The organism is Fructobacillus tropaeoli (genome assembly GCF_016860625.1).
GTDB lineage: Bacteria > Bacillota > Bacilli > Lactobacillales > Lactobacillaceae > Fructobacillus > Fructobacillus tropaeoli.
This window is the reverse complement of sequence record NZ_BOJU01000002.1, coordinates 178,242-193,769: the sequence shown is the minus strand read 5'-3', so window position 1 is coordinate 193,769 and position 15,528 is coordinate 178,242. Positions and strand designations below refer to the sequence as shown.

The window sequence follows — 15,528 nt, the reverse complement described above, 5'->3', positions numbered from 1 at the left end:
GGCTGGTTGGCCAGACCACTTGTTCTCGGTTAGCCGCTGCAGTGATTCAGCTATTTATCAATTAGATTACTAGACATTAAAAGGACGTCCTGCCAGTTTTGCTGAACTGGGCAGGGCGTCCTTTTTAGTTGCTTTGATCAAGCTGATTTTTAATGGGCCTTTAACCAGTAGACAAGGCCGAATGGAATCGTTGATTCGGTTCCCGTAAAGATGCGACCGATATTTTTACGGTGCCGGTAAAAGACAAAAATCGTTAACGTAATGGCAACGATGGATAGAATCCAGTCATGGTAGTAAAAGACTGACATGCAAGTGGCGAAAGTAAAGCCAACCATTGAGGCCACTGACACCATGGAGAAGAGAATCAGGCAGGTAATAAAGATGGCGCAGACCATCAAAAAGAGTGGGGTATTATAGACGGATAAGACACCGGCGGATACTGCCACGGCCTTGCCCCCCTTGAAGCCAATCCAAATTGAGAAGGTGTGTCCCAGGATAGCAAAGAGGCCAACAAGCATGACGTTAACGTGGTGCCAACCGAAGAGCGCTGGCAAAGAAGCGGCCAAAGCACCCTTAAGAATATCCAAACAAAGAACAATTGTTCCCGGAACAGGACCTAAAATGCGAAAGGCATTGGTGGTCCCAATGTTACCAGAGCCCTCGGTCCGGATGTCCTTATGATAAAAGACCTTACCTAACCAGTATCCTGGGACCATTGACCCTAAGAGATAGGCCAAGACCAGGATGAAAGCGATTTTTAACATAGTTTTTAAAACTCCTTTTTTCTAAAAAGAAACAGCACGGTACATTTTACCATAGGATTTTATTTTCCCTGGTTAAATTTTTCTGAGAAGCCTTGGTGAAAGAGGGCAGATGGGCTGCTAACTGATTTGACGACTTAGAACTTTTCTTTTTTCCCTATTGTCAGTTTGTAAATTTTAATCTATGATAATTATTGATTGTCTAAGATAGTAGCACCACTTGTTTTAACTGACAAGAGCGCATTATCCTAGACGAAATGACGAGAAGGAAGAAGACCGTGGCAAAGCAAACACACTACGACTCAGATTCAATTAAAATTTTAGAAGGATTGGAGGCGGTTCGAAAACGACCCGGGATGTATATCGGATCGACTGATGGACGTGGACTCCACCATTTGGTTTATGAAATTGTCGACAACGCCGTTGATGAAGCCCTAGGAGACTTCGGAAATGATATTGCGGTGACAATTGAGGAAAATAATGCCATTACTGTTCGTGATTTCGGTCGTGGTATGCCGGTTGGAATGCATTCTTCCGGAAAGCCAACGCCCGAAGTCATTTTGACGGTCCTCCATGCCGGTGGTAAGTTCGGTCAGGGTGGTTATGCCACTTCTGGTGGTCTGCACGGTGTTGGTTCATCTGTTGTCAACGCCTTGTCGGAACACCTGAAGGTGACAATCGTTCGCGATGGCCACCGCTTTGAAGAAACTTTTGAAAATGGGGGCCACCCAGTTGGTACCCTGATCGATTTAGGTCCAACCAAGGACCATACCGGGACAACGGTCACGTTTAAGCCGGATGCAAGCATTTTTTCAACCACTGTCTTTAAGTTTGATACTTTGGCTGAACGCTTACGCGAGTCGGCCTTTTTGATGTCAGGGGTTAAGTTTACCCTGACGGATAAGCGGGTCACGCCCGTTCGTGAAGAGGTTTACCACTATGACCATGGTCTACAATCCTTTGTTCAGTTCTTGAATGAAGAAAAAGAAGGCTTGGGTCCGGTAATGACCTTTGAGGGAACGGCCGATGGTATTTTGGTCGATGTCGCTGCCCAATACAACGACGGCTACTCCGAGACCTTGCTATCCTTTGTTAACAACGTCCGGACACAAGACGGTGGAACTCACGAAGTTGGCTTCCGGTCGGCCTGGACCAAAGCCTTTAATGAGTACGCTCGCCGGGTTAACCTCTTAAAGGAAAAGGATAAGAACCTTGAAGGGTCAGACGTTCGCGAGGGCTTGTCGGCCGTGATTTCTTTGCGTGTCCCAGAAGAAATTCTGCAATTCGAAGGACAAACAAAGGATAAATTAGGAACCACCGAGGCCCGTGCAGCTGTGGATGGGGTGGTCAATGAAACCCTGTCTCGCTTCTTGCTGGAAAACGGTGACTTTGGGCAAAAGATTGTTCGTAAGGCACTTCGTGCTCGCGAAGCCCGTGAAGCTGCCCGCAAGGCCCGTGAGGAATCCCGGACTGGTAAGTCAAAGGGCAAGCGCGACCGTTTGTTGTCTGGTAAGTTAGCACCAGCCCAGTCGAAGAACGCCGATAAGAACGAGTTGTTCCTCGTCGAGGGTGATTCGGCCGGTGGCTCTGCTAAGCAAGGCCGGGACCGGAAGTTCCAGGCAATTTTGCCGTTGCGTGGGAAGGTCTTAAATACCCAAAAGGCGAAATTAGCGGACATCTTAAAAAATGAGGAACTTTCGACTTTGATTTACGCCATTGGTGGTGGAGTTGGTCCTGATTTTAATATTAAAAATGCGGCCTTTGATAAGATCATTATCATGACCGATGCCGATGATGATGGGGCCCACATTCAAACCCTGTTGTTGACCTTCTTTTATAAGTACATGCGGCCATTGATTGAAGCAGGTCGTGTTTATATTGCCTTACCACCACTTTACCGGGTAAAGTACCGTGGCAAGAAGGAAGATTCTTTTGCGTGGACAAATGATGAACTAGCAACGATTACGTCAGCGGCTAAGGTGAAGTACGAATTAACGCGGTTCAAGGGCTTGGGTGAAATGAATGCACCGCTTCTCTGGGAGACCACGATGGACCCTGAATCGCGGACACTAATCCGGGTTAAGATTGATGACGCCGTTTTGGCCGAAAAGCGGGTAACAACGTTGATGGGTGATAAGGTTGATCCTCGTCGCCAATGGATTGAAAACAATGTTCAGTTTACCCTGGAGGAAGACGGTTCGATTTTGGATAATGTTGCCGGGGGTGACGAAGCCAATGCCCAGGTCTTCGAACAGGCGATGGCAGGTCACAATGCCGATGATGACGACGACCAAGATGCCCAGGTGATCGTGGCTAAGGGAAAATCAGCTAAGCAAAAGGCCGATGCCCCAGCAGGCAAAGCATCAGACCATGTTGAGAACTTAGACTTGTTTTAATAATTAATTTAGAAAGGTGGGGATTGTCAGTATGGCAGACCGCATTACTGAGCTTTCATTGGAAGCCGTGATGGGTGAGCGCTTTGGCCGATATTCAAAATATATCATCCAAGAACGTGCCCTTCCGGATATCCGTGATGGTCTCAAGCCGGTTCAACGGCGGATTTTGTACGCCATGGACCAGGATTCAAATACCTATGACCACCCATATCGTAAGTCGGCTAAATCAGTCGGGAACGTGATGGGAAACTTCCACCCCCACGGGGATTCCTCAATTTATGAGGCCATGGTTCGCTTGTCCCAGGATTGGAAGGTCCGCGAACCATTAATTGATATGAACGGGAACAACGGGTCAATTGATAACGACCCGGCCGCTGCGATGCGGTATACCGAGTCGCGGTTGACGAAGTTATCCGGGGAAATCTTAAAGGACTTAGCCCAGGATACGGTTGAAATGGTCTTGAATTTCGATGATACGACCTACGAACCAACGGTGCTCCCATCTCGCGTACCAAACCTCTTTGTTAACGGGGCAACCGGGATTTCAGCTGGTTATGCCACTGATATTCCGCCCCATAACTTAAAGGAAATTAACCAAGCGTTGGTTTATCTGCTTGACCACCCCGATGCACCGTTGTCAGCCTTGATGAAGTACGTCAAGGGACCTGATTTTCCAACGGGTGGCATCATTCAAGGAATCGATGGTATTAAGCAGGCCTACAAGACCGGTCGCGGCCGGGTTGTTGTCCGTGCGAAGACGACGGTTTCTGATCTGAAGGGCGGCAAGAAAAAGATTGAAGTGACGGAGTTGCCATACGAAGTCGTGAAATCAAACTTGGTTGCTAAGATTGATGCGATTCGGGCCAACAAAGAAGTTGCCGGCATTATTGAAGTTCGTGACGAATCCGACCGTGAGGGAATGTCGATTGTGATTGAATTGGCCAAGGATGCCTCGGCCGATGGGATTTTGACTTACCTCTTTAAGAAGACGGATTTGCAGATTTCATACAATTTCAACATGGTGGCCATCCATGACCAACGTCCTGTTTTGGTTACCTTGAAGGACGGTTTGACCGCCTTCTTGGACTTCCGTAAGGAAGTTGTTCGCAAGCGGTCAGCTTATGACTTAAAGAAGGCGAAAGCTCGCCAACACATCGTTGAGGGGCTGATTCGGATGTTGTCCATCCTTGATGAAGTGGTGGCAACGATTCGTTCCTCAAAGAACCGCAAGGATGCAACGGAGAACTTGGTGAAGGAATATCAATTCACTAAGGAACAGGCCGAAGCCATCGTGGCTTTGCAGCTGTACCGGTTGACCAATACCGATGTGACGCAGCTGGAAGAGGAACACAAGGCATTAGCTGAAAAGATTGCCATGCTCGAGAAAATTCTGAATGAAGAGGAAGCCCTTCATGATGTGATTCGGACCGAATTGAAGGCCATCACGAAGGAATATGCGAGCCCACGCTTGACGGAAATCGAAGAAGAAATCCAATCGTTGGTAATCGACACGGCAGTGACGGTACCAGACGAAGATGTTCGTATCTTGGTTTCAAAGAATGGTTATGCTAAGCGGTCATCATTGCGCTCTTACAAGGCCTCTGCTGCCGAAAACGGCTTAGCTGAGGATGATGCCGTTGTCTTGAATCAAACGGCGAACACGACCCAGCATTTGCTGATGTTTACAAATCTTGGGAACTTGATTTACCGGCCAATTTATGAGTTGGCGGAGTACAAGTGGAAGGAACCAGGGGAACACTTCTCGCAGGCGCTCTCGAACTGGGATAGCCAGGAAAGTATTATTCAGGCTTACGTGGTTGCCGAAACCGACAGCAACCAGGCCTTCCTGCTCGCTTCCAATGATGGCTTTATCAAGCAAAGCTTGCTGAAGGACATTGTGCCAAAGTCCTACAAAAAGAAATCAGCAATCGTGATGAAGCTCAAGACAGAGGATTCACGGGTGGTCACGGCAACGCTGGTAACTAAGCAGGAAGAAGTTTTGGTTTTGGCGAAGACCGGTTTGGCCTTGCGCTTCGAATTGGCTGATGTGCCAGTTGTTGGTGCGCGGACTGCTGGCGTGAAGGCGATTAAGCTGACCGAGGGCGATACCGTGGTTGCGGCATTAGCTTTGGCACCAAGTGCTAAGTTCTTGGCCTTGGTCACTAACCAAGGAACCTTTAAGTACAGTTTATTAGAGGACATTACACTTGGTCACCGAGCTAATAAGGGCTTGCAAGTCCTTAGTCCACGCAAGACCGTTTCCTATGAAATTGCTGCCGCGACAGCCGTTGACCCTAATCAGGGTGCTTTGCGGATTGAAACGGACCACTTAAAGGACTTTGATATCCAGTTGGCCGATCATTCATTAGCAAGCCGGACAAGCAACGGCCAGGCACTATTGGATGTGAAGAGCGATGGGCAAGCAACGGCCATTTTCCCGTTGAATTTAACGGAAAATGACTAGGCAAAGTAGACCCATTCGGGTTACAATCTAAGTATTGACAGTTGCCAAAAAATTGGCACTAGAGGAGTGAAAAGACATGGCAAAGATTCAAGTTTTTGGACACAAGAACCCAGATACTGACACCGTTGCTTCTGCAATGGGTGCCGCTGATTTGTTGGCACAACAAGGTTTGGAAACCCAAGCCGTTGCGCAAGGAAAGCCAAACGCCGAAACGCAATTTGCGTTGGATCACTTTGGCTTAGAAGCCTTGCCAATTATTGACAAGGCCGAAACAGCAGAAGTTGTTTTGGTTGACCACAACGAAGCCGCACAGTCAGTTGATAATTTGGCTGATGTCCAAGTTTATGGCATCTACGATCACCACAAGTTTGCTTTTGAAAATGCAACCCCTTTGTATATCACGGCGAAGCCATGGGGTTCTGTCTCAACAATTTTGTACTATGAATACTTGCAAGCTGGTTTGACAATTCCTGCTAAGGTCGCAGGAATGTTGGCTTCTGGTTTGATTTCAGATACTTTGTTGTTGAAGAGCCCAACGACAACGGATGTTGACCGTAAGGCCTTGCCTGAACTAGCTAAAATTGCTGGTATCGAAGACTTGGATGGCTATGGTTTGGCCATGTTGAAGGCCGGAACTGATTTGTCAACGCGGACGGATGAAGAATTGTTGGAAGGGGATGCTAAGTCCTTTACCATGGGTTCACACGAATTCCGGATTGGTCAGGTCAACACGGTTGATATTGATGATGTTTTGGCTCGTAAGGAAGGCTTGGAAAAGGCAATCAAGGCCGCTGGTTATGAGGACTTCTTGTTTGTGATTACAGACATTTTGAACTCAAACTCAAAGGGTCTTTATATTGGCGATGCCCCAGAAGCAATCGAAGCTGCCTTTGGTGCCAAGCTTGAAAATGATGTGATTGACTTGCCAGGGGTTGTTTCCCGGAAAAAGCAAGTGGTCCCACCATTGCAGGGTCAATTCTAAGCTCAGAATTATTTCGATAAATCTGAGAAATGGGCTTTACAGCCGTCTAAAATCTATGTATAATATTATTTTGTATTGACAAGCAAATAATTTTTATAAAAAAATCTAACATTCGAGGAGCAGGGAATATGCGTATTCATGTCGTATTAGGCAATGATGAAACTGGAGAGCGTATTTACTTGACGTCAAAGAACCGTCGTAATACGCCTGACCGTTTGGAGTTGAAGAAGTACTCACCAAAACTTCGTAAAGTGGTAACATTCAAGGAGATCAAGTAATGGCTAAGAAATCAAAGATTGCAAAGGCAAAGCAACGTGAAGCTTTGGTAGCAAAGTACGCTGACAAGCGTGCCGCTTTGAAGGCTGCTGGTGATTACATCGGATTGGCAGCTTTGCCAAAGGATTCATCACCTGTTCGTCTTCACAACCGTGACCAAATCGATGGTCGCCCACACGGTTACATGCGTGAATTTGGTATGTCACGTTTGAACTTCCGTCAATTAGCACACAAGGGCCAGATTCCTGGTGTTCGTAAGGCTTCTTGGTAAGAATTTAATACCCTTTAAACCACAGCCTTGCTGTGGTTTTTTTGTGCCTGCCTTGCTTTTTCTAGTAAAATCAGCTATGATAAAAGTAAGTTAATTTACATAGAGGTTGTAAATGAGCGGGTCAGGGGGATTTGACCGGCTCATTTTTTATGGCAGAAAACCAAAAAGGAGTTTGGATGGCACAGGCAAAGAATCAAGCCTTGCTTGAGATTTTAAATCCAATCATTGAAAAACAGGGGCTTTTGCTCTGGGATTTAAACATCAAGAAGGTTGGTGGACAAAAAACAGTCGAAGTGTTAGTTGATTTACCAGACCACCAAAACATTTCCATGGCGCAGATTACTGAGTTTACTCAGTTGGTCAATGAGGCCTTGGATGATGCAGCAGTTGATCCGGTTCCAGGTGAGTATATGTTAGACATTGCTTCTCCTGGGATGGATCGTAGCCTGGCCGAACCTTGGCACTTTGCCTGGGCGAAGGAGGACGATTTGGCAGTGACCGTTGCTTTATTTGCGGCCAAGGATGGTCAAAAGCAATGGACCGGTCAAATCACTGATTTAAATGAAAATGGTTTGTCACTGCAAAGTGATCAAGAGAAGTTGGATGTTACCTTTGATGAAATTGCCAAAGCCATTGTGGCCGTTCAATTTTAAACTAATTGAAAGTGGAGAAAGCAAATGAGTAAAGAATTAGTACAAGCCTTAGATGCCTTAGAGCAAGAACGTGGAATCGACCGCGAAGTTGTTGTAGAAGCTTTGGAAAATGCTTTGAAGGCCGCTTATAAGAAGCAGTACAACGCGGCTCAAAATGTTGAAGCAACTTTTGATGATAAAAAGGGTCAAATGACCATTAAGCAGGTCAAGCTGGTTGTCTTGGATGATGACTTGGTTGACCCCGATACTGAAATTCCTTTGACGGAAGCCTTGGAAATTAACAAGGCCTATGAACCGGGTGACGAAATTCGTTTCGATGTCACACCAAAGGACTTCGGTCGGATGGCTGCGCAGGCAGCTAAGCAGGTGATTGTGCAGAAGATGCGCGAAGCAACTCGTCAAGCAATTTATGACAAGTATCAAGATTACCAAGATGAAATCATCACTGGTGAGGTTGAACGTCAGGACAGCCGTTTCTTGTACGTGATGTTGCCAGGCAAGCAGGAAGCCGTCATGACACAGGGCGACCAAATGCCAAATGAGACCTACCGCATGCGCGATCGCATCAAGGTTTTGGTGAACAAGGTTGACAATTCCTTGAAAGGACCACAAATCTTTGTTTCCCGGACAGCTCCTGATTTGGTCAAGCGTTTGTTTGAACAAGAAGTGCCAGAAGTTTATGATGGTACAGTGGAAATTGTTTCCATTGCCCGTGAAGCTGGTGACCGATCAAAGATTGCGGTTTACACGCACGATGCTGATTTGGACCCCGTTGGTGCCTTAGTTGGGCAACGTGGTGCCCGTGTTCAAGCCGTTGTGACGGAATTGGGTGGCGAGCATATGGATATCGTGGAATGGGTGGAAGATGAAGCCCAGTATATCGCCAATGCATTGAACCCAGCCGAAGTAACGGACGTGATTTTTGATGCCAACAATGAGCAATCTGTCACTGTGATTGTACCGGACGACCAATTGTCATTGGCAATTGGTAAGAAGGGACAAAACGCCCGTTTAGCAGCCCGTTTGACTGGTTTTAAGATTGATATCAAGGCCGAAAGCGAAGCCCGCGACTTAGCAGTTGAAAAGGCAGAAGCAAACGAAGCGGCTGATGGTGGTGATCAGGCAGTGGTTGAGGAAACTCAGGCACCTGTTGAACCAGCAGACGACAATCAAGCAGCAACAGACCAAGAAGACTAAGTATTAGAGGAGGTTCTTTCATGAAAACACGGAAGGTTCCCTTAAGAAAAGATATCGTGACTGGCGAAATGTTTGCCAAAAAGGACCTGGTCCGGGTCGTTAAAAATAAGGAAGGGGAGGTCTTCTTAGATCCCTCTGGTAAACAAAACGGTCGCGGTGCCTATATTTCCTTAAACCGTGAGATTGCCAAGGAAGCAAAGGAAAAGCGCGTCTTTGAAAAGGCCTTTTCAATGCCAATTGATCCGGCTTTTTATGAAGAACTCTTTGCTTATGTTGACCATCAGCAAGCCCGAAAAGAGTTGTTTGAAAATGAAAAGTGAAGAAGAACAAATCTTACACTTACTTGGTTTGGCACGCATGTCTAAGAGCCTCGTTTACGGGACCAACGACACGCTAACTGCTATTCAAGGCCAAAAGGCGAAAGTTGCCTTTTTCCCAAAAGATGGTGGTGCCAGCCAGCAAAAGAAATTTCGGGACAAAACCAGCTTTTATCAGGTGACCTTGGTTGAAGATTTTACTAAGGATGAATTAAGTCAAGCAATTGGTTTAAATCGGTCGATTATGGCCATCACCAATAATGGCTTTGCGAAAAAAATTAAACAATTACTCGAAGAAAAGGAGCGGAATTAATGGCAGAAGAAAAAAAGTTTTCAGGTTCCAACCGGCCGACCCGCAAACAGGCAGTACCAGAAAGAAAAGAATTGCCTGCTTCACAACGCCGGCACGCCGCTAAATTATCAGATGAAGCCAAGCCACAAAATGCAAACCGGCCTCGTCCAAAGACACAAGAAGGTGGTCAACAAAACCGCCGCAACAACAATAACAACCGCCCAGGTAACGGCCAACAGGGTCAAGGCGGTAACCGTCGCAACAATAACAACAACCGGAGTAACAATGCCGGTCGGCCAATGATTCGCGAAAAGAAGTCATGGTCAACAAAGCCACGGGAAGGGCAGATTAACTATTCTGCTCAAAAAGATGACAGTTTGAAGGAATACGTTTCTGAAAACAAGAAGGCTCAAGAAGCAAAGCAGCAGGCAAAGAAGAAGCCAGCCGCTAAGAAGCCGGCTGAAGCAAAGAAGCCTGCAGCCGCCGCTGCTAAGCCAGCTGCTTCAGGTGCTAAGGCAGAAGCTAATTCTGGTCAAGGTCGCTTTGGTGGTTCACTTGCTTCAGGCAACAATTCTGCTCGGAATAACACTCGCAAGCGCAATACCAACGGTACTGGTCAGCAAACACCACGCCGTAACGACAAGCCACATGGCTCAAAGAAGGCTCGTCGTATTGCTGCTAAGCAAGCACCAAAGAAGCCAGTGACAGTTCGTAAGGAACAGCCATTGCCAGAAGTTTTGGAATACAAGGTCGGCATGAACGTGCAGGACTTGGCTAAGCTTTTGCACCGTGATGCCACTGAAATCATTAAGAAGTTGTTCTTACTTGGTGTTGTGACCAACCAAAACCAATCATTGGATGAAGATACCATTGAGGTTTTGGCAGCTGATTATGGTATTGAAGCAAAGCAAAAAGAAGAAGAAGATGTGGCCGATATCGACCGCTTCTTCGATGATGAAACGATTAACGAAGAGGCCTTGGAACCACGTGCCCCTGTTGTGACTATCATGGGACACGTCGACCACGGTAAGACGACGCTGTTGGATTACTTGCGTAAGACGAACGTGACTGCTGGCGAAGCTGGTGGAATCACACAGCATATCGGTGCCTACCAAGCACGTTTGAACGATAAGTTGATTACTTTCTTGGATACTCCTGGTCACGCGGCCTTTACGGAAATGCGTGCCCGTGGTGCCAACGTGACGGATATCACGGTTTTGGTTGTTGCTGCCGATGATGGTGTGCAACCACAGACAATCGAAGCAATTAACCATGCTAAGGCCGCTGGTACGCCAGTCATCGTTGCTGTTAACAAGATTGATAAGGAAGGGGCTAACCCTGAACAAGTCATGAACGAGTTGATGGCCTATGATTTGGTTCCTGAAGAGTATGGTGGTGACACGATCTTCGTTCAAATTTCAGCTAAGTTTGGTCAAAATGTTGACCAATTGCTGGAAATGATTTTGTTGGAAGCTGATGTTTTGGAATTGAAGGCTGACCCAACACAACCTGCTCGTGGTTCTGTTATCGAAGCTCGTTTGGATAAGGGCCGTGGTCCTGTCTCAACTGTTTTGATTCAACAGGGAACGCTCCATGTTGGTGACCCAATCGTTGTTGGAAACACTTATGGTCGTGTCCGGACGATGACCAACGAAAAGGGACAAGACATCGATGCAGCTAAGCCAGCTACACCTGTTCAAATCACTGGTTTGAACGAAGTGCCTTTGGCTGGTGACCGCTTTATCGTCATGGCAGACGAAAAGACTGCTCGTGCGGCTGGTGAAGAACGTGCAAAGCGTGCTCGTGAAGAAGTTCGTAACGCCGGTTCTGTTGTCACATTGGATACGTTGTTCAACACGATGGCTGAAAAGGCCATGAAGACAGTGCCAGTTATTGTTAAGGCCGATGTTCAGGGTTCTGTTGAAGCCTTGACTGGTTCATTGAAGAAGATTGAAGTTGATGGCGTTCGAGTAGATGTTGTTCACTCTGCTGTTGGTGCCATTAACGAATCAGATGTTTCTTTGGCGGAAGCTTCTGGTGCCATTATCTTAGGCTTTAACGTTCGCCCAACACCGTTTGCCAAGTCACAAGCTAATAACGACAAGATTGACATGCGTTTCTACTCAGTCATCTATGACGCGATTGATGATGTGACAGCCGCAATGAAGGGTCAACTTGAACCTGTCTATGAAGAAAAGGTTATTGGCCAAATCGTTGTTAAGGAACTCTTCAAGTTCTCTAAGGTTGGAACCATTGCTGGTGCCAGCGTTGAAGAAGGTAAGATTACCAAGGATTCAAAGGTTCGTATTATCCGCAATGGTACGGTCATTTATGATGGTCAATTAGCTTCCTTGCAACGTGGTAAGGATGCGGTTAACGAAGTGAAGTTCGGCTACGAATTTGGTTTCACCGTTAACAAGTTCAACGATATTCAACCAGGTGATGCAGTCGAAGCTTACATCATGGAAGAAGTAAAGCCTAAGTAAGCTTTACTGATGGGAGGTCTTGATGGCAAATGCACAACGCGCTGGGCGTTTGGCCCAGGAAATTCAAAAAGACGTGACTGACCTGATTTTAAAGCGAGTGAATGATCCGCGAGTTCAGGACGTTACGGTGACTTCTGTGGAAGTTTCTGGTGACCTGCAAATCGCTACGATTTACTACTCGATTTTGTCAGACTATGCTTCTGACCGAAAGAAGGCTCAAGCCGGCTTAGAAGCCGCTTCAGGCTTGATTCGTCGTGAATTAGGAGCACGGTTAACTGTTTATAAGATTCCGGAATTGCATTTCGTCTTGGATAATTCAATTCAGTATGGTGACCATATTGAAGAATTGATCCGCGGTTTGCACAAGAAGGATTAAGGTCAAGGCAACTTGACTGAAAAAGGGACTTGCGATGAGCAGGTCCCTTTTTGTTTCCCTTGAAAAATCAGCTGCAACCGGGCATCCAGTCACCGCCATAATGTTGATTGCAATCGAATAGCGGCGCTTTTATTTTCCTTTTATCCCTTTTTGTTATGATAGATAGTAGTAAAGTGATTAAAAATCACGATAACTTACAATAGTTTCATGTTTATCACCTATGAAAAGCCAAGCACTTTGTGTAGACTAAGAAACTAAGAAGAAGGGCCGTTGTTGGTCCACTTACAGAACGAATCAGTCGAAAGGATTTCATCATGCCAAAACCATTAAACAATGCAGTTGTCAGCTTGACACCCGACAAGCTGTTAGACTTCCAACACTCCGTTGCCAATATTGAAGGGCTGGTCTCATTGACCTTTGGAGAACCTGGTTTTGCGACGCCCGCGCCGGTGAAAAAAGCGACGATTCAAGCAATCGAGGAAGATCGGTCCCACTATGGTGATTCTCAGGGGGAACCAAAGCTCCGCTCAGCCATCTTAGACTATATGGCCGACCGTTATGACCTCCACTATCCAAGTATTGATAACGTGATTGTGACCGTTGGGGTTACGGAGGCAATGCAATCAATCTTCAAAACCTTGCTCGCACCTGGTCAGGGCCTCTTAATCCCAGACCCAGCCTATGGCTCTTATTTCTCGGCTTTAAGTTTGGCCGGAGGCACGGCTGTTCCAATTGATACGGGAAAGACCGCTTATAAGCTGACGCCCGCCTTGATTGACGAGACGATGGCCGAAACGACAGAAGACGTGCATGCCATTCTCTTTAACTATCCCAATAACCCAACTGGTGTTACTTACACGAAAGAAGAGCTTGAAGAGTTAGCAGAAGCTTTCAAGCGACATGATCTCTGGGTGATTTCAGACGAAATTTATTCTGAATTGACTTATGAGGGTGACCACTATTCAATGGGTAAGCTCTTGCCTGATCAAACGGTGGTGGTTAATGGTTTGTCAAAATCACACGCCATGACGGGTTACCGCCTCGGCTTTATCCTTGGACCAACCGCATTGATTCAGCAAATCCAAAAGGTGCATGGTCCCTTGGTCTTTGCCGTGCCAACCTTTATCCAAGACGGGGCGGTCGCTGCTTTGCAGATTCCAAAGGAAGACTTAGCCTTCATGAGGGTTGAGTACCAAAAGCGCCGTGATTACGCTAAGAAGTTTTTGGAAGATTTGGGCTTTGAACTGGTCTCGCCAAAGGGTGCCTTTTACCTTTTTGCCAAATTACCAGCTGATTTGGGCGAAGATGGCTGGGCATTTGCTACAGACTTGGCTCATCAGGCCAAGGTGTCGGTGATTCCTGGAGCCGGCTTCTCCTTCTTCGATGAAGCAAAGAAGTTTATCCGGATTTCTTACGCAGCCGATATGGCGCAATTGCAAGAAGGCCTGAAGCGCTTGAAAACATACGTAGACGAACAACGTGCAGCCCAAGAGACTGCTGAGGCACTGTCAGAAGATATGACGGCCCTGGCTGACTAGTCCTTGGCTTTCATTCAAAAATCAGCTTTGCCGTGGATGGCTGCAACGACCATGACAAAGCACAACAAAAGGAACCCATTGCGAGATGAGCCCTAAAATTGGGACATGTCATTGAGCGGGTTCCTTTTATTGCGCTGATTTGTAAAAGATAAATGAGGATAAATCTCATAAAAATGCCATAAATCCTTTCAAAAAAGTTCATTTTCGTGTAGACTGGAATGTGCGATGGATGCCATGAGAATGGCTGCTTTCACCAGCAAGACGAAAGGAACCAGGAAAATGACAGAACCACTTTTACCAGTTAACCAGGCGGTTGTTTCAATCGCCCCCGATAAGTTGTTGGGCTTTCAACGACAAGTCTCAGGAATTGAGGACTTAACCTTTTTGACCTTTGGGGAGCCGGGCTTTGATACGCCAGCCGTTGTCAAGGAGGCGACGATTGCCGCCATTAATAATAACCGTTCCCATTATGGAAACTCTCAGGGGGAACCAGGTGTCCGCAAGGCAATTTTGGGTTATATGAAGGATCGTTACGACCTTGATTATTCAAGCATTGATAACGTTGTTGTGACCGTTGGTGTGACGGAAGCCATGCAGTCAATCTTTAAGACCTTGATTGCGAAGGGCGAGGGACTTTTGATTCCAGAACCTGCTTATGGTTCTTACTTTGCCTCGCTGAGCTTGGCCGACGGCGTTGCGGTACCAATCGATACGGCGAAGAATAAATTTAAGTTGACCCCGGCTCTCGTTGACGAAGCACTGGCTCAAGCGACGGTACCGGTTCGTGCCATTCTCTTGAACTATCCAAATAACCCAACAGGGGTGACTTACTCAAAGGAAGAGTTGAAAGAGTTGGCTGCTTGCTTTAAGAAACACCAAATTTGGGTAATTTCAGATGAAATTTATTCTGAATTGACCTATGCCCATGACCATTATTCAATTGGGAAGCTGTTGCCAGAACAGACACTGGTTGTTAACGGTCTTTCAAAGTCTCATGCCATGACGGGTTACCGCCTCGGCTTTATCTTGGGCCCAGCCAGTGTGATGCAGTATATTCAAAAGGTGCACGGCTCTTTGACTTACTCTGTACCAACCTTTATCGAAGACGGGGCAGAGACGGCCTTGCAGATGACGCGAGCAGAGTTGGACTACATGAAGGAAAGTTACCAAGACCGACGTGACTTTGCTAAGCAGGCCTTAGAAGACCTTGGCTTTGACGTTGTTGATCCTGAAGGGGCCTTTTACCTCTTTGCCAAGATTCCGGCTGATTTTGGCACGGATGGCTGGACTTTTGCTGAAAAATTAGCAGAAGAGGGTAAGGTTGCAGTTATTCCTGGAGCAGCTTTCTCCCACTTTAAAGAGGCGAACGCTTATATCCGAATTTCTTATGCAACTGCTCAAGACCAATTAGAAATCGGCTTTGCAAAATTGCGGGACTACATTGAAAAGGCCCGTGCAAATCGGTAAAATAAGAACCGACCAAAAAGACGCTTTTGACTATCAACCTTGAAATTTGGGG

14 protein-coding genes are annotated in these 15,528 nt (G+C 46.6%); 13 read left to right on the top strand and 1 reads right to left on the bottom strand.

The genetic code is table 11. The annotated features are described in order from the left end of the window. Positions 1 to 149: 149 nt before the first annotated feature. Positions 150 to 764: a glycerol-3-phosphate 1-O-acyltransferase PlsY gene (gene plsY / locus FT12353_RS02980; RefSeq protein ID WP_059393125.1), complete on the bottom strand. Its 615-nt coding sequence runs from the start codon at positions 762 to 764 to the stop codon at positions 150 to 152. A gap of 275 nt (positions 765 to 1,039) precedes the next feature. On the opposite strand from plsY, the gene parE reads away from it, so the two are divergent. The 13 genes from parE to FT12353_RS02915 all read left to right on the top strand — a co-directional run bounded on the left by parE (position 1,040) and on the right by FT12353_RS02915 (position 15,476). Next, positions 1,040 to 3,157 carry a DNA topoisomerase IV subunit B gene (gene parE, locus FT12353_RS02975; RefSeq protein ID WP_275403533.1) on the top strand — a complete coding sequence of 706 codons (2,118 nt, stop codon included), beginning with the start codon at positions 1,040 to 1,042 and terminating at the stop codon, positions 3,155 to 3,157. Positions 3,158 to 3,188: 31 nt separating this feature from the next. Next, positions 3,189 to 5,621 carry a DNA topoisomerase IV subunit A gene (gene parC / locus FT12353_RS02970; RefSeq protein ID WP_203618290.1) on the top strand — a complete coding sequence of 811 codons (2,433 nt, stop codon included), beginning with the start codon at positions 3,189 to 3,191 and terminating at the stop codon, positions 5,619 to 5,621. A 76-nt stretch (positions 5,622 to 5,697) separates the two neighbouring features. Continuing rightward, positions 5,698 to 6,603, top strand: a complete 906-nt coding sequence (locus FT12353_RS02965) for a manganese-dependent inorganic pyrophosphatase (protein WP_168778437.1) — start codon at positions 5,698 to 5,700, stop codon at positions 6,601 to 6,603. A 128-nt stretch (positions 6,604 to 6,731) separates the two neighbouring features. Continuing rightward, positions 6,732 to 6,881: a 50S ribosomal protein L33 gene (gene rpmG, locus FT12353_RS02960; RefSeq protein ID WP_002815032.1), complete on the top strand. Its 150-nt coding sequence runs from the start codon at positions 6,732 to 6,734 to the stop codon at positions 6,879 to 6,881. Continuing rightward, positions 6,881 to 7,150: a 30S ribosomal protein S14 gene (rpsN, locus tag FT12353_RS02955; protein WP_047974832.1), complete on the top strand. Its 270-nt coding sequence runs from the start codon at positions 6,881 to 6,883 to the stop codon at positions 7,148 to 7,150. The genes rpmG and rpsN overlap by 1 nt, the downstream gene beginning before the upstream one ends. 176 nt (positions 7,151 to 7,326) lie before the next feature. Next, positions 7,327 to 7,803 (top strand): ribosome maturation factor RimP, encoded by a 477-nt coding sequence (gene rimP, locus FT12353_RS02950; RefSeq protein ID WP_203618288.1) that lies wholly within the window; start codon positions 7,327 to 7,329, stop codon positions 7,801 to 7,803. Positions 7,804 to 7,827: 24 nt separating this feature from the next. Next, complete coding sequence (gene nusA / locus FT12353_RS02945) at positions 7,828 to 9,000, top strand: transcription termination factor NusA (RefSeq protein ID WP_203618286.1); 1,173 nt, start codon at positions 7,828 to 7,830, stop codon at positions 8,998 to 9,000. 20 nt (positions 9,001 to 9,020) lie between these two features. Further along, positions 9,021 to 9,320, top strand: coding sequence for an RNase P modulator RnpM (gene rnpM, locus FT12353_RS02940; protein WP_203618284.1), 300 nt, complete (start codon positions 9,021 to 9,023; stop codon positions 9,318 to 9,320). Then, positions 9,310 to 9,630, top strand: a complete 321-nt coding sequence (locus tag FT12353_RS02935; protein WP_059393120.1) for a L7Ae/L30e/S12e/Gadd45 family ribosomal protein — start codon at positions 9,310 to 9,312, stop codon at positions 9,628 to 9,630. The genes rnpM and FT12353_RS02935 overlap by 11 nt, the downstream gene beginning before the upstream one ends. Beyond that, positions 9,630 to 12,095, top strand: coding sequence for a translation initiation factor IF-2 (gene infB / locus FT12353_RS02930; RefSeq protein ID WP_203618283.1), 2,466 nt, complete (start codon positions 9,630 to 9,632; stop codon positions 12,093 to 12,095). Before FT12353_RS02935 ends, infB begins: the two co-directional genes overlap by 1 nt. Before the next feature lie 22 nt (positions 12,096 to 12,117). Next, positions 12,118 to 12,471, top strand: coding sequence for a 30S ribosome-binding factor RbfA (gene rbfA / locus FT12353_RS02925; RefSeq protein WP_047974837.1), 354 nt, complete (start codon positions 12,118 to 12,120; stop codon positions 12,469 to 12,471). 314 nt (positions 12,472 to 12,785) lie between these two features. After that, positions 12,786 to 14,009, top strand: coding sequence for an aminotransferase class I/II-fold pyridoxal phosphate-dependent enzyme (locus tag FT12353_RS02920; RefSeq protein WP_203618281.1), 1,224 nt, complete (start codon positions 12,786 to 12,788; stop codon positions 14,007 to 14,009). Positions 14,010 to 14,288: 279 nt separating this feature from the next. Continuing rightward, positions 14,289 to 15,476, top strand: a complete 1,188-nt coding sequence (locus FT12353_RS02915) for an aminotransferase class I/II-fold pyridoxal phosphate-dependent enzyme (protein ID WP_203618273.1) — start codon at positions 14,289 to 14,291, stop codon at positions 15,474 to 15,476. The last annotated feature ends 52 nt before the right edge of the window (positions 15,477 to 15,528 follow it).

Bases quoted from the DNA above. Each gene is read 5' to 3' on its own strand.
- rpmG (WP_002815032.1), top strand. From the start codon at position 6,732: ATGCGTATTCATGTCGTATTAGGCAATGATGAAACTGGAGAGCGTATT.
- parC (WP_203618290.1), top strand. From the start codon at position 3,189: ATGGCAGACCGCATTACTGAGCTTTCATTGGAAGCCGTGATGGGTGAG.
- infB (WP_203618283.1), top strand. From the start codon at position 9,630: ATGGCAGAAGAAAAAAAGTTTTCAGGTTCCAACCGGCCGACCCGCAAA.
- FT12353_RS02965 (WP_168778437.1), top strand. From the start codon at position 5,698: ATGGCAAAGATTCAAGTTTTTGGACACAAGAACCCAGATACTGACACC.
- rpsN (WP_047974832.1), top strand. From the start codon at position 6,881: ATGGCTAAGAAATCAAAGATTGCAAAGGCAAAGCAACGTGAAGCTTTG.
- rimP (WP_203618288.1), top strand. From the start codon at position 7,327: ATGGCACAGGCAAAGAATCAAGCCTTGCTTGAGATTTTAAATCCAATC.
- nusA (WP_203618286.1), top strand. From the start codon at position 7,828: ATGAGTAAAGAATTAGTACAAGCCTTAGATGCCTTAGAGCAAGAACGT.
- rnpM (WP_203618284.1), top strand. From the start codon at position 9,021: ATGAAAACACGGAAGGTTCCCTTAAGAAAAGATATCGTGACTGGCGAA.
- FT12353_RS02915 (WP_203618273.1), top strand. From the start codon at position 14,289: ATGACAGAACCACTTTTACCAGTTAACCAGGCGGTTGTTTCAATCGCC.
- rbfA (WP_047974837.1), top strand. From the start codon at position 12,118: ATGGCAAATGCACAACGCGCTGGGCGTTTGGCCCAGGAAATTCAAAAA.
- FT12353_RS02920 (WP_203618281.1), top strand. From the start codon at position 12,786: ATGCCAAAACCATTAAACAATGCAGTTGTCAGCTTGACACCCGACAAG.
- plsY (WP_059393125.1), bottom strand. From the start codon at position 764: ATGTTAAAAATCGCTTTCATCCTGGTCTTGGCCTATCTCTTAGGGTCA.
- FT12353_RS02935 (WP_059393120.1), top strand. From the start codon at position 9,310: ATGAAAAGTGAAGAAGAACAAATCTTACACTTACTTGGTTTGGCACGC.